Source organism: Glutamicibacter sp. AGC84 (assembly GCF_053543575.1).
In genome coordinates, this window is record NZ_JBLVOC010000011.1 from 151,797 (window position 1) to 164,819 (window position 13,023).

Here is a 13,023-nt window from a genome sequence, read left to right on the forward strand (position 1 = left end):
CCATGGCGTCGGGCCCGATGCTGAACACCAGTTCCGGCAGCAGGGCCGCGAACTGCGGTTCCAGCGAGACTTCGCGGGGATGGCGCGCTCCCTCGATTCCGTAGCGTTCGCCCAAGAACTCGGCGGCCTGCTTGAAGGCCTTGTACTGCAGCAGCCGCGCGAAAAGCAGGTCGCGGGCTTCGAGCAGCTCGAAGTCCTCCTCATCGGCCATTTCGCCGCGCGGCAGCAAGCGGGCCGCCTTCAAATCCAGCAGCGTGGAGGCGACCACGAGGAATTCGGTGGTTTCATCGAGCACCTTCATCCCGTCGCTCCCCTCGGCGGCACTGGTGGCTTGCAGCTCGCGCAGGTAGGCGATGAATTCGTCGGTGACCTCTGCCAACGCGACCTCGGTAATATCCAGCTCGCGTTTGGTAATCAGGTGCAGCAGCACATCGAAGGGCCCGTTGAAATTCTGCAGGGCAAGGCGAAAACCGCCAGCCGATTCCTGCTCAGCTCCTGCTGGCGTGGTGGAATCGGTGGCGGCTTCTTCGCTGAGCGTGGCGCTCATTACGGGGCACCACCACGCCAAATCAGTTCGCGGGCGAGGTTGCGGTAGGCCTCAGCGCCCGGGTGGTTGGCGGCGTAGGAAGTAATCGGTTCGGCGGCCACGTTCGCGTCGGCGAACTTGATGGTGCGCTTGATGACGGTCTCGAAGAGCTTGTCGCCGAAGGCCTCATCCAGCCGGGTGATGACCTCGCGGCTGTGCAGGGTGCGGGCGTCGTACATGGTGGCCACCACGCCGTCCAACTCCAGCACCTGGTTCAGCCGGTCCTTGACCTTGTCGATGGTTTCCATCAGCAATGCCACCGCACGCAGCGCAAAGAACTCTGCGGTCAGCGGGATGATCACGCCATGGGCGGCGGTGAGCGCGTTGATGGTCAGCAGGCCCAGCGATGGCTGGCAGTCGATGAGCACCACATCGTAGTCGTCGATGACATTGCGCAGCGCACGTTCCAGCACCTGCTCGCGGGCGACCTCGTTGACCAGCTGCACCTCGGCTGCGGACAAATCGATGTTGGCTGGCAGCAGATCGATGTTCTCGACGTCGGTCTTCACGATGGCGTCGGTGATCTTCACCTTGCGGTCCATCAGCACGTTGTAGACGGTGATGTCCATTTCATGCGGGTTGGTTCCGAAGCCGGCAGACAGCGCGCCCTGCGGGTCGAAGTCCACCAGCAGCACCTTGCGGCCGTACTCGGCGAGCGCGGCGGCGAGATTGATGGTGGAGGTGGTCTTGCCAACGCCGCCCTTCTGGTTCACCATGGCGATCACGCGTGCCGGGCCGTGCGATGGCAACGGTGCTGGCACGGGGAAATCTGTCAATGGCTTGCCAGTAGGACCCACTGGGCGAGGCTCCTTGAGCATCCCCGCTCCGCGGTGCTTGTTTCCCTGTTCCTCGCTCACGATGGGTAAACCACACTTCCCGTTCGATAAACCTGATTCTTCGAGCTGTAAGCTCTTTTCAAGGTTATCGGTCGAAGCAAAAGATCTTGGTTTTTTGGGTTCTTCCACGGCGAGCCTTTACCTTGAACCTTAGCTCTAATGTTGTATGCGAGCTGAACGCAATCTGGCATTTACGGGAAGGGCGCGATGCGCACCATTGAAAAGCTCGCCAGCTGGGCGGAAGCCGAGCCAGGCAGCAAGCAGGCAAGGGTCCGTGTGCTCCTCCAGGCCCAACTGGACGACGGGCTATTCATCGTGGTGCTCGACGACCGCGGATGGTCCAGCAGCGAAGAATGGGCGCAGGTGACGCCGGCCGGAATCCGCGAAACCGCGTTGGTTGTGGTGGGCCCGGATGAACCGGCACCGGGGTGGACACGGGCCGAGGAGCTGCATGCTTATTGGGAGTACATCCAGTCGATTCTCGCTGCGCAACAGCTGCACGCGTCGATCGACGAGCTGATGGCTCTGGATCATGAGGTCCAGTTCGGCCCGCGCCTGCAGCGCCTGCTCACCGCGGCCGGCCACTGACCTGTGTGCTTCTGGGCCGAAAACCGGAATCATCATGAGCCAGGATTCCCGCGCCATGCACCGCTTGGACGGTACGCGACCTGCTCGACCACCCCTGCGATCTGGCCCAAGCCACCGGCCAGGCACTGGAGGGTGATCCTGCCGTGGAGTCCCCGGCTGGGCAGCGCCCTGGTGCCCAGCCCGATCATCCGCTGGCTATTCGGATAAGTTCTTGATCCTGGCGCATTCCGGTGGTCGAATGGTTCCACACGCGCCGGCATCCGGCGGCATAAGGGGCGAGGCAGATGTTCACGGGAATGCTCAGCAATTGCACGGTATCGAATTTGGCCCGAGCCGAGCACTGGTACGCGCGGCTCTTCAACCGGGCGCCGGACCAGCGGCCCATGGACGGGCTGCTCGAATGGCATCTGGCCCCGGGATTCGGAGTCCAGGTCTTCGCGGAGCCCGACCGTGCCGGATACAGCACGCTGGTCCTGGAAGTGGCCGACCTCGACGCGCAGGCCGCGCGCCTGCTGGATGCGGGCATCGGGCATCACGGCCCGCAGCCCGGCGGCGGAGCACGGATCGTGCAGCTGCAGGATCCCGACGGCAACCGGGTGGTGCTCGCTTCGCCCTTGCCCGGCCTCTCGCGCTGAGCCGGGCATCAGGCTCTCAGGCTTGCTCGGCCAACCAGTCGAAAGACAACGGCAGCAGCTCGCGAATGCCGATGCTGCGCGCCCCGTGCGGGGTATCGACGATGACCCGCAGCCACGGATAGCTATCAGCCATCACCTGGCGGCAGCGCCCGCACGGGCTTTTGATGCCGCGCCCCTGGTTGCCCACCGCCACCACCACCTGCGGATCCCTTGCCCCGGCCGCACGGGCCGCACCGAAGGCCACCAGCTCTGCACACGGGCCTCCGGTGAAGTGGTAGAAATTCACGCCCGCGTGCATGGCGCCGTTGGCAGCCAGCACCGCGGCACCCATGGTGTGCACCCCGTCGCCGCCATCGGGCGCGTCGGTTGCTGCCTCAATGGTCCGCCGGGCGAGTTCGACCAGTTCTTCTTCGGCGTCTGCCAGTGCACGATACTGCTGCCGGTGCGGTGTCCCGTTCATTGCTCCAGCCTAGCTGCCCAGTTCCGCAAGCCACGGGTCCCAAGCCTGGCTGGCCATCCCCGCCAGCAGGTCGTAGCCTGCTGCGCGCGGGTGCGCTCCATCATCGGCGGCCACTTGGCGGCGCCACAGCTCATGTCCCGCGAGATCCCCGAACACGCTTAGATAAGGCACATTCCTCGACGCGCACCGTGCCCGCATTTGCGCATCCAGCTCGCGCAGTTCCGCGTTCAATGCATCATCGGCGATCGGCGGCGGACCGATCATGAGAACCGGCCAATTGCGTTCCTTTGCCGCATCCAGGATGGCCTCGAGGTTCTGGATCCGTTCTCCGGCGGGCACCCGCGGCTTCGCGTCCCAGCGGATCACGTCGTTGACCCCGAAGCAGAGCACCACGCCTGGCGCGTAATCCCCTGGCGGAAAGCGTGCGGCGCATTCAGCTTCGAATCGCTGCCGGATCATGGCGCTGGTATCGCCGCGAACACCGAGGTTGTAGCCGGTGAGCCCATGGCCCCGTTCGATTCCCCGGGCGACCAGCCGCCCCGCCCATCCGCGATGGGTTTCATCGCCGACTCCTGCGACGAAGGAATCGCCGACAAAGCACACTCGTACCGCTGAACCCATGATGCCTTTCCGCCTGCTGGCTGCTGCGCCCGGCTGGGCCCTATTTTGCCAAAGGCGCCCAGACGCAGAAAATCCGTTACCCGAACGTGTCGGATAACGGATTTCCAGCAAGGTCCTAGTGGCCTTCGACGCTGCTCTCGTCGAATGGAAGGCTGCCCGCTAGTACGGCCTTGGCCTGGTCCATGTCGATCTCCCTGGTCCACTTGCCGATCAGCAAGGTTGCCACGGCGTTGCCGGTGAAGTTGGTCAGCGCGCGGGCCTCGGACATGAACTTGTCGATGCCCACGATCACGCCCATGCCGTCCAGCAGTTCCGGGCGGTGCGACTGCAGGCCGGCTGCCAGGGTGGCCAGGCCCGCGCCGGTCACGCCGGCTGCGCCCTTGGAAGCGATGATCATGAAGACCAGCAGGCCGATCTGCTCGCTCAGGCTCATGGGCATGCCCATGGCCGTTGAGACGAAGAGTGCCGCCATGGTCAGGTAGATGGCGGTGCCATCGAGGTTGAAGGAGTAGCCGGTAGGCACGGTGATGCCCACGACGGGCTTGGACACCCCTGCGTGCTCCATCTTGGCGATCAGGCGCGGCAGTGCCGACTCGGAGGATGAGGTTGAGAAGATCAGCAGGTATTCGCGAGCCAGGTACTTCAGCAGCAGGAAGATGTTCAGGCCGGTGACCAGGCGCAACAGGGAACCGAGGACGACGACGATGAAGAGAGCGCAGGTGACGTAGAAGGCACCCATGAGGATCGCCATCGAGCCTATGGCGGCCCAGCCGGTAGCGCCGACCACTGCGGCAATGGCACCGAAGGCACCGATCGGGGCAGCCCACATGATCATCATCATCAGGCGGAAGACCACCGCCTGGATGTGCTTGACTGCGTTGAGCACAGGCTCGCCGGACTTGCCCATGGACTGCAGCGCGAAGCCGACCAGCAGGGCCAGCACCAGGGTCGGCAGCACGGGGATGTCGCCCGGAATCATTTCCAGCAGGAAGGCCACGGTGGAGTTCTCCCCGCCGCCGGATCCCGACTCGTACGGCTCGAGCTTCAGCCCCGAACCCGGGTGGATGATGTTGCCGACGACCAGGCCGATGGCCAGCGCAAAGGTGGACATGGTGATGAAGTACAGCAGCGCCAGGCCGCCGACCTTGCCGACGGTTGCCGCCTTGGCAATGGAACCAACGCCCAGGACGATGGTGCAGAAGATGACTGGACCGATCAGCATCTTGATCAGTGCGACGAATCCGGTGCCCAGGGGCTTGAGGGCCTTGCCCACCTCCGGGGCCAGCAGGCCGACCGCTGCGCCGAGCACCACGGCGGCAATCACCATGATGTACAGCCAGTGGGTCTTGTCTTTCTTCTTCGTTCCGGCCTGCGGCGAATTGCCTGCCGGCGGCATCTGGTCTGTGACAGCCATGGTAGTCCTACCCTTGTGAGCGCATGGAACCGAACCGTGCACCCTTGCACAGCCGGCATTACGTAGAATCGTTCTGTATCCATGGTGCGGCTCGAAGTGATCCGCATCTCCATTGCGTTCATATTGGTCACGCGGTGAACAGTACAAGGACCAGGCAGCACAAGGAGATGAGCGCAGTGACCGATCATTTCACCGACCTGTCGCTGGCCCGCCCCACCCGCGAGGCCGCCTCCCCCGAACCGCTCAGCCGCGACGGCTGGTCCCTGGCGGTAGTCATCTTCGCCGCCCAGATGCTGGTGGTCATCTTCGTCGTCGTGGGCCTGGCGGTCGCCACCTACCAGCACCAGGCGCAGGTGATCCAGGATGACAAGCAGGCCACGGTGGCCACGATTTCCATCACCCTGGCCAACGATCCTTTCGTGTCCCAGGCCCTGGCCGGCGATCGCCCCACCGAGCAGCTGCAGCCCTACACCGACAAGATCCTGGACCGCGGGCAAGGCGTGGATTTCATTACGATCATGACCCCCGATGCCCTGCGCGTCACCCACCCCGACCCCGAGCAGCTGGGCAAGGGATATTCGGGCAGCATCAACCAGGCGCTGGCCGGCCAGACCCACAACGAGGTGGCCGCGGGCACCTTGGGCCTATCGGTGCGCACCATCGCCCCGGTCTACCACGACGGCGAGCTGGTGGGGATGGTCTCTTCGGGCATCACGCTGGAGAGCCTGGAGTCGATCTACCGCAGCGAACTTCCGCAGATCATGACCGTTTCGGCGCTGGCCCTGCTGCTGGCGGGTTTCAGCTCATGGTCCTTCTCCCGCTACGTCAACCAGGCCACGCTCGGCTTCGGCCCGCACGGGCTGCGCCGGCTCTACGCCTTCTACTTCTCGGCCCTGCACTCGGTTCGCGAGGGCCTGGTCCTGCTGGACCGGCGGCACCGCATCGTGCTCTACAACCAGGAAGCTTCCAGATTGCTCGGCTTCCCCGAGGAGGTGCCTTCCGGCGGATTAGACCTCGACCAGGTGCAGATCCCCGAAACCCTGCGCACCCTGATGGCGACCGGACGCAGCTGCAAGGACGAAATCCATTTGGGCACCCACACCGTGCTGTCCATTTCCCAGGGCCCGGCCCGCCTGACCAACGCGCGATTGCCCCGCCGCGGCGGGCTGCCGGCCCGCTGGTTCGGTTCCCAGCCGGTGACCGGCCAGGTCATGACGCTGCGCGATTTGACCGAAGTGCAGGAACTGGCCGGCGAAGTGCAATCGCTGAAGACCTTCTCCACCGCCCTGCGAGCGCAAACCCATGAGCATGCCAACCGCCTGCACACCATTGCCACGCTGATCGAAAATGGCCAGAGCGACAAGGCGCTGGCCTTCGCGGTCGATGACCGCCAGCATTCGCAGAAGCTCACCGATGCGATCGTGCATTCCATCGACGACGTCTATCTTTCCAGCCTGCTGGTGGCCAAGGCCGCCCAAGCCCATGAGCGCGGCGTGAAGCTCGATATCAACGCGCAGGGCATGATTCCGGGCAATGCCTTTGCCGCCACCGACATCGTCACCATCGTCGGCAACCTGCTGGATAACGCGCTGGATGCTTCGTCGGGCACCCAGGACGCGACGGTGTGGGTGGAAGTGGCCGCGGCCGATGACGAGCTGATCATCGCGGTGGCCGATTCCGGCCCGGGCATCGAACCCGAGTTCCTCGATCAGCTGCTGCGCTTCGGGGCCAGCACCAAGGCCGGCGGCCAGCCGCGCGGCCTGGGGCTGGCACTGGTGCAGCAGGCGGTGCTGCGGCTAGGTGGCACAATGGGTGTTGATAACGATGCCGGCGCAATCTTCACCGTCACCTTGCCCTTGAGAATCAGCGACTAGCCCAGGAGGGTACCGTGCACGAATCCCCTGCAGCCACGCCCCCGCCGGGCACCGCCTCGCACAGCTTCAAGGTGCTCGTGGTCGACGACGAGCCGCAAACTGCCGCCTCCCACGCCAAGTACGTCAACCGCGTTCCGGGATTCGCCACCGGCGCCATTGCCGCCAACGGCCAGCAGGCGCTCGGGCTCCTGGCCGCGGCCCGCGATGCCCAGGATCCCTTTGACCTGGTCCTGCTGGATATGACCCTGCCCGACCTGCACGGCATCGACGTCGCCAAGCGCATGCGCGGCCGCGGGCTGACCACCGACATCATCGCCATTACCGCGGTGCGGGATTTGGCTGTGGTGCGTTCGGCGGTAGCCACCGGAATCACCCAGTACCTGATCAAGCCCTTCACCTTCGCGGCGTTCACCGAGAAATTGGAGAACCACCGGCGGTTCATTTCCGAGATCAGCTCCACCGGCCCGGATACCAGCCAGGCCGCGCTGGATAATGCGTTCTCGGCCCTGCGCACCACCAGCGCTTCCGCGTCCCTGCCCAAGGGGCTGATTCCGGAAACGCTGGCGCAGATCACCGACCATCTGCGCAGCAAGCCCGATACCTGCCTGTCAGCGACCGAGCTCGGAGAAGAGCTGGGCATCTCCCGGGTCACCGCCCGGCGCTATCTGGAGCATCTTGCCGAGGTCAAGGCCGTGGTCAAGCAGCCCCGGCACGGCACACGAGGCCGCCCGGAATACGAATACCGGGCAGCCTCGCGCAGCTAGGCTCTGGTTTCCCCTAGGCTTCGGGACGCAGCAGCGGCACCAGCTCGTCGAGCACCGCGGTGTCCTCGATGGTCGACGGGACCGAGTAGTCCTTGCCATCGGCAATCTGCCGCATGGTCTTGCGCAGGATCTTGCCCGAACGGGTTTTGGGCAGCGCCGCCACGACGGTGACTTCGCGGAAGTCGGCCACCGCGCCGATGTGCTGGCGCACCAGCGCGACGATTTCCTTCTTCAGCGTTTCCTCCTGGATCTGCACACCGGACTTGAGCACCACATAGCCGCTGGCCCGTTGGCCCTTGAGCGCGTCGGCCAGGCCGATCACCGCGCATTCGGCCACGGCGGGATGGCTGGCCAGCACCTGCTCCATGGCACCGGTGGACAGGCGGTGCCCGGACACGTTGATCACGTCATCGGTTCGCCCCATGACGAACAGGTAGCCGTCGTCGTCCAGGAAGCCGGAATCGCCGGTGAGGTAGCACCCCTGGATCTGCGAGAGGTAGGTGTCGATGAAGCGCTGGTCGTTGCCCCACAGGGTGGTCAAGGCGCCGGGCGGCAAGGGCAGCCGGACAACGATGTTGCCTTCCTGGTTCGCGCCGAGCTGCTCGCCCAGCGCATCGCGGATCTGCACGTCGAACCCCGGTACCGGGGTGGTCGGCGAACCGGCCTTGGCAGGCAGCTCTTCCAGGCCCAGCGGGTTGGACGCGATCGGCCAGCCGGTTTCGGTCTGCCACCAGTTATCCACCACGGGGATGCCCAGCAGCTTCGAGGCGAAGTGGTAGGTATCCGGATCCAGCCGCTCGCCGGCGACGAACAGCGCACGCAGCGATGACAGATCGTGGCTGGCGATCATCGCGCCTTCCGGGTCGGCCTTGCGCACCGCGCGCAGCGCAGTCGGCGCGGTGAACATCGTGGTGACCTTGTGGTCCTCGATGATCCGGCCGAACGCGCCGGCATCCGGAGTCCCGATGGGCTTGCCCTCGTAGAGCACCGTGGTGGCCCCGGCGATCAGCGGCGCATAGACGATGTAGGAGTGTCCGACCACCCAGCCCACGTCGGAGGCGGTGAACATGGTATCTCCCGGATGCACGTCGTAAACCGCGTTCATGGAGTACTGCAGGGCCGTGGCGTAGCCGCCGGTGTCGCGCACCACGCCCTTGGGGGCACCGGTGGTTCCCGAGGTGTAGAGCACGTAGAGCGGGTGGGTGGATGGCACGGAGACCGGCCCGGCCGGCGAGGCGGTCTTCGCCTGCTCATCCCAGTCCAGCCAATTGATCTGCTGGCCGTTGACCGGCTTTGCCTGGTATTCGTCCAGGCCGTGCTCGAAGCCATCGCGGTGGGCAACGATCACGTCCCTGACCGCAGGCTCGGCCAGGCCCAGCGCTTCGGCCACTGCCGGCAGGTATTCGATGCGGCGGCTTGGCTCGATGCCGCCGGAGGCGGTAATGATCGCGACCGGGGCGCAGTCGGTGATGCGGGCCGCCAGTTCCTTGGGCGCGAAGCCGCCGAAGACCACCGAGTGGATTGCACCCAGGCGTGCGCAAGCAAGCATCGCGATGGCCGCCTGCGGGATCATCGGCAGGTAGACCAGCACGCGGTCACCGGCCTTCACGCCGCGTCCGGCCAGCACGCCGGCGAAGATTTCCACTTCGCGCAGCAGTTCGGAGTAGGAGTAGGTGGTGGCGGTGCCCAGCATTGCCGAATCGTAGACCAAGGCGGCGCTCTCTCCGCGTCCGGCTTCGACGTGGCGGTCCAGCGCATTGGCCGAAAGGTTCAGCATGCCATCCGGGAACCAGCCATACAGCGGCTTGCGCGAATCATCCAGCGCAATCCGCGGCGCCTTGTCCCAATGGATATCCCGGGCAGCTTGCAGCCAGAATGCGGCGGGGTCATTGGTGGCTTGGTCATAGGCCTGGCGGTATTCCTGCACCATGGTTCTCTCCTCCTGGCACCGGGGCATCATCATCCGGCACCTGTGTGGTGGTTGAGGTCGTCCTCTTGGCGTTAACTGTATGAGTACGATCACATCACCGCAACCACTTTGTATACAGATTTCGAAAAAATACCAAAAGAACTTGGCGCAACTCACACATTTTCGGGTTTCATGTATACACTGGAGCCATGAGAGCAAGCGACAAGGTTTACGAGAGCCTCCGCGCCGACATTGTCGAATGGCGCCTGGCTCCAGGGACCGTCCTGGCCGAAGTGGAACAGTCAGAACGCCTGGGCGTTTCCCGCACTCCGGTGCGCGAGGCCTTGGGCCGGCTGGTCGCCGACGGCTTGGCGGTTCAGCATCGCGGACGCGGCGCTGTCGTCTCCGAGGTCAGCGAAGACCATGTAGAAGACCTGTTCGTACTGCGCGTGGCATTGGAATGCGCCAGCGCACGCGAAGCTGCCAAGTCCGCGCAGCGATCGGCCTTCACGCAGCTGGCCAGCCGCTTCGAAGCAGCTCTCACGGAAGTGGAGCTTCCCGGATCGCGGGAGTCCTACTACCAGCTGGTGCAGCTGCTGGACGAGTCCATCGACGAAGCAGCTGGCAATAATTACCTGTCCAACGCCCTGCGCACCTTGCGGGTGAACCTGCAACGGGTGCGGCGCATGGCCAAGGACAATCCCGAAAGGCTCAAGGCTTCCGCTTCCGAGCACGCGGCCATCGCCAGGGCAATCGCCAGCGGAAACCCAGAGGTCGCGGCCGCGGCCACCACAGTTCACCTGCACGAATCCTTCACCCACATCATGGCCCATGCGGCCGGATCAGAAAGGCAGTTACCATGATCAACCACCCCGTACGCGTATACCGCTCAGAGGAAAACCTGGCTCGCGAAGACCAGCTGGCACATAAGATCGCCACGGTTGCTGCCGATCCGGTAGAGGTCACCGCAGAAGTGGCCGGCATGATCATTAACCGCATCATCGACAATGCTTCGGTCGCGATCGCTTCGCTGAACCGCGGCCCGATCGTTGCCGCCCGCGCCCAGGCACTGTCGCACGCGCCATCCACCGGCGGTGCGGGCGCCAGCGTCTTCGGCATTTCCGAGAAGGTTTCCCCGGAATGGGCCGCGTGGGCCAACGGGGTGGCCGTGCGCGAATTGGATTACCACGACACCTTCCTGGCTGCCGAGTACTCCCACCCGGGCGATAACATCCCGCCGATCCTGGCCGTTGCCCAGCACACCGGAGCTTCGGGCAAGGACCTGATCCGCGGCATCGCCACCGGCTACGAGATCCAGGTGGACCTGGTCAAGGCCATCTGCCTGCACAAGCACAAGATCGACCACGTAGCGCACCTGGGCCCATCGGCCGCTGCCGGCATCGGCACCCTGCTGGGGCTGGATGTCGAGACCATCTTCCAGGCCGTTGGCCAGGGCCTGCACACCACCACCGCCACCCGCCAGTCGCGCAAGGGCGAAATCTCCACCTGGAAGGCCCATGCCCCGGCCTTCGCCGGCAAGATGGCCGTCGAGGCTGCCGACCGCGCGATGCGCGGCCAGACTTCCCCCGTGCCAATCTACGAAGGCGAAGACGGCGTGATCGCCTGGATGCTCGACGGCAAGGATGCCGCCTACGAGGTGCCGCTGCCAGAGGCCGGCGAAGCCAAGCGCGCCATCCTGGACACCTACACCAAGGAGCATTCGGCCGAGTACCAGGCGCAGGCCTGGATCGACCTGGCCCGCAAGCTGCATGGCGAGCACCCGGAGGCCACCGACCCGCAGAACGTCAAGTCGGTGCTGATCAAGACCAGCCACCACACGCACTACGTCATTGGTTCCGGAGCCAACGACCCGCAGAAGTACGATCCAACCGCATCGCGCGAGACCCTGGATCACTCGATCCCGTACATCTTCACCGTGGCCCTGCAGGATGGCGCATGGCACCACGTGGATTCCTACTCGCCAGAGCGTGCCGGCCGCGCCGACACCGTGGAGCTGTGGAACAAGGTGGCCACCGAAGAAGATGCCGAATGGACCCGCCGCTACCACTCGCTGGATATTGCCGAGAAGGCTTTCGGCGGCTCGGTGGAAATCACCTTGAACGATGGCACCGTGATCACCGACGAAATCGCCGTTGCCGACGCGCACCCGCTGGGCGCCCGTCCCTTCGCCCGCGAGCAGTACATCAACAAGTTCCGCACCCTGGCCGCCGGCCTGGTGGACGACGCCGAGATCGACCGCTTCATCGCGGCCGCGGAAAACCTGGAAAACCTGGCCGCCGGCGAACTGGACCAGCTGAACATCGCCGCCGCAGCGGGCGTCATCGACGCCGCGGCCGCACCGAAGGGCCTGTTCTAGCATGCTGTACTCGACCAGGACCCCCGCAGAAAAGCGCCTTGCGCTGCGCGAGATGCTCACCCCGGGCGCTGCCCGCCAGTTCCCCGGAGCCTTCAACCCGCTCTCGGCCAAGCTGATCAACGAGAAGCAGTTCGACGGAATCTACATCTCCGGTGCCGTACTGGCCAACGACCTGGGCCTGCCGGATATCGGCCTGACTTCGCTGACCGAGGTAGCAACCCGCGCCGGGCAGATCGCGCGCATGTCGGACCTGCCGGCGATCGTGGATGCCGACACCGGATTCGGCGAGCCGATGAACGTGGCCCGCACCATCCAGGAACTCGAATACGCCGGCCTGGCCGGCTGCCACATCGAGGACCAGTTCAACCCGAAGCGCTGCGGGCACCTGGATGGCAAGAATGTGGTGGATACCGACACCATGCTCAAGCGCATCGCCGCTGCCGCTGATGCACGCATCGATGAGAACTTCCTGATCATGGCCCGCACCGATATCCGTGCGGTCGATGGCCTGGATGCGGCGATCGACCGCGCCAAGGCGATGGTCGATGCTGGTGCCGACGCGATCTTCCCGGAGGCGATGAAGAACGTCGCCGAATTCGAGGCAGTATGCAACGCGGTCGACGTGCCGGTACTGGCGAACATGACCGAGTTCGGCAAGTCCGAGCTGTTCAACCGCCAGGAACTGGCCGATGCAGGCGTCGCGCTGATCATCTATCCGGTCACCTTGCTGCGCAGCGCCATGGGCGCGGCTGAACGCGTACTGGATGCCATCAGCGAGGATGGCACCCAGGCCCGTGAAGTGGATAGCATGTTGACCAGGTCACGTTTGTACGAGCTCGTGGACTACGAGGCCTACAACCGCTTCGACACCGGAATCTTCAACTTCCAGGTCCCAACCCTGGACATTGATTCCAACAGCGCGAACCTCTAGGCTCGCAAGCACCTACTACCCCCTGCGG

14 protein-coding genes are annotated in these 13,023 nt (G+C 64.8%); 8 read left to right on the forward strand and 6 right to left on the reverse strand.

The genetic code is table 11. The features are described 5' to 3' along the window. Both ACNPN0_RS07585 and ACNPN0_RS07590 read right to left on the reverse strand, forming a co-directional pair. Positions 1 to 547 (reverse strand): segregation and condensation protein A (locus ACNPN0_RS07585; protein ID WP_448938874.1); only part of this gene is annotated, 547 nt, incomplete at its 3' end. Beyond that, the gene (locus ACNPN0_RS07590; RefSeq protein ID WP_013348536.1) at positions 547 to 1,443 is read right to left on the reverse strand and encodes a ParA family protein; all 897 of its coding nucleotides are present in this window, start codon (positions 1,441 to 1,443) and stop codon (positions 547 to 549) included. The genes ACNPN0_RS07590 and ACNPN0_RS07585, both read right to left, overlap by 1 nt. 186 nt (positions 1,444 to 1,629) lie before the next feature. On the opposite strand from ACNPN0_RS07590, the gene ACNPN0_RS07595 reads away from it, so the two are divergent. The 3 genes from ACNPN0_RS07595 (at position 1,630) to ACNPN0_RS07605 (ending at position 2,645) form a co-directional block, all read left to right on the forward strand. Continuing rightward, positions 1,630 to 2,010 carry a hypothetical protein gene (locus ACNPN0_RS07595; protein WP_105659045.1) on the forward strand — a complete coding sequence of 127 codons (381 nt, stop codon included), beginning with the start codon at positions 1,630 to 1,632 and terminating at the stop codon, positions 2,008 to 2,010. A gap of 44 nt (positions 2,011 to 2,054) precedes the next feature. Then, a complete protein-coding gene (locus ACNPN0_RS07600) occupies positions 2,055 to 2,225 on the forward strand; it encodes a maleylpyruvate isomerase N-terminal domain-containing protein (protein ID WP_133834507.1) in 171 nt (56 codons plus the stop codon). A gap of 69 nt (positions 2,226 to 2,294) precedes the next feature. Beyond that, positions 2,295 to 2,645 (forward strand): VOC family protein, encoded by a 351-nt coding sequence (locus tag ACNPN0_RS07605; protein ID WP_105659044.1) that lies wholly within the window; start codon positions 2,295 to 2,297, stop codon positions 2,643 to 2,645. A gap of 16 nt (positions 2,646 to 2,661) precedes the next feature. Here ACNPN0_RS07605 and ACNPN0_RS07610 read toward each other — a convergent pair whose 3' ends face one another. The 3 genes from ACNPN0_RS07610 to ACNPN0_RS07620 all read right to left on the reverse strand — a co-directional run bounded on the left by ACNPN0_RS07610 (position 2,662) and on the right by ACNPN0_RS07620 (position 5,140). Further along, a complete protein-coding gene (locus tag ACNPN0_RS07610) occupies positions 2,662 to 3,105 on the reverse strand; it encodes a cytidine deaminase family protein (protein ID WP_448938293.1) in 444 nt (147 codons plus the stop codon). Between the two features lie 9 nt (positions 3,106 to 3,114). Continuing rightward, positions 3,115 to 3,726 (reverse strand): DUF459 domain-containing protein, encoded by a 612-nt coding sequence (locus tag ACNPN0_RS07615; protein WP_448938294.1) that lies wholly within the window; start codon positions 3,724 to 3,726, stop codon positions 3,115 to 3,117. 115 nt (positions 3,727 to 3,841) lie between these two features. Beyond that, a complete protein-coding gene (locus ACNPN0_RS07620) occupies positions 3,842 to 5,140 on the reverse strand; it encodes a cation:dicarboxylate symporter family transporter (RefSeq protein WP_105659041.1) in 1,299 nt (432 codons plus the stop codon). 167 nt (positions 5,141 to 5,307) lie between these two features. Here ACNPN0_RS07620 and ACNPN0_RS07625 point away from each other — a divergent pair, with 167 nt between their 5' ends. Both ACNPN0_RS07625 and ACNPN0_RS07630 read left to right on the forward strand, forming a co-directional pair. Beyond that, entirely contained in the window at positions 5,308 to 7,014 is a 1,707-nt protein-coding gene (locus tag ACNPN0_RS07625) for an ATP-binding protein (protein ID WP_448938875.1), read from the forward strand. 14 nt (positions 7,015 to 7,028) lie between these two features. Then, positions 7,029 to 7,778: a response regulator gene (locus ACNPN0_RS07630; RefSeq protein ID WP_332503127.1), complete on the forward strand. Its 750-nt coding sequence runs from the start codon at positions 7,029 to 7,031 to the stop codon at positions 7,776 to 7,778. Positions 7,779 to 7,791: 13 nt separating this feature from the next. Here ACNPN0_RS07630 and ACNPN0_RS07635 read toward each other — a convergent pair whose 3' ends face one another. Beyond that, positions 7,792 to 9,708, reverse strand: a complete 1,917-nt coding sequence (locus ACNPN0_RS07635) for an AMP-binding protein (protein ID WP_448938296.1) — start codon at positions 9,706 to 9,708, stop codon at positions 7,792 to 7,794. Between the two features lie 188 nt (positions 9,709 to 9,896). Here ACNPN0_RS07635 and ACNPN0_RS07640 point away from each other — a divergent pair, with 188 nt between their 5' ends. From ACNPN0_RS07640 to prpB, 3 genes are read left to right on the forward strand one after another with little or no spacing between them, the layout of a single operon-like run. Continuing rightward, positions 9,897 to 10,550 carry a GntR family transcriptional regulator gene (locus tag ACNPN0_RS07640; protein ID WP_105659037.1) on the forward strand — a complete coding sequence of 218 codons (654 nt, stop codon included), beginning with the start codon at positions 9,897 to 9,899 and terminating at the stop codon, positions 10,548 to 10,550. Further along, positions 10,547 to 12,064, forward strand: a complete 1,518-nt coding sequence (locus ACNPN0_RS07645; protein WP_105659036.1) for an MmgE/PrpD family protein — start codon at positions 10,547 to 10,549, stop codon at positions 12,062 to 12,064. Before ACNPN0_RS07640 ends, ACNPN0_RS07645 begins: the two co-directional genes overlap by 4 nt. Before the next feature lies 1 nt (position 12,065). Beyond that, on the forward strand, positions 12,066 to 12,995 hold the full coding sequence (prpB, locus tag ACNPN0_RS07650; RefSeq protein ID WP_448938297.1) for a methylisocitrate lyase: 930 nt from the start codon (positions 12,066 to 12,068) through the stop codon (positions 12,993 to 12,995). The last annotated feature ends 28 nt before the right edge of the window (positions 12,996 to 13,023 follow it).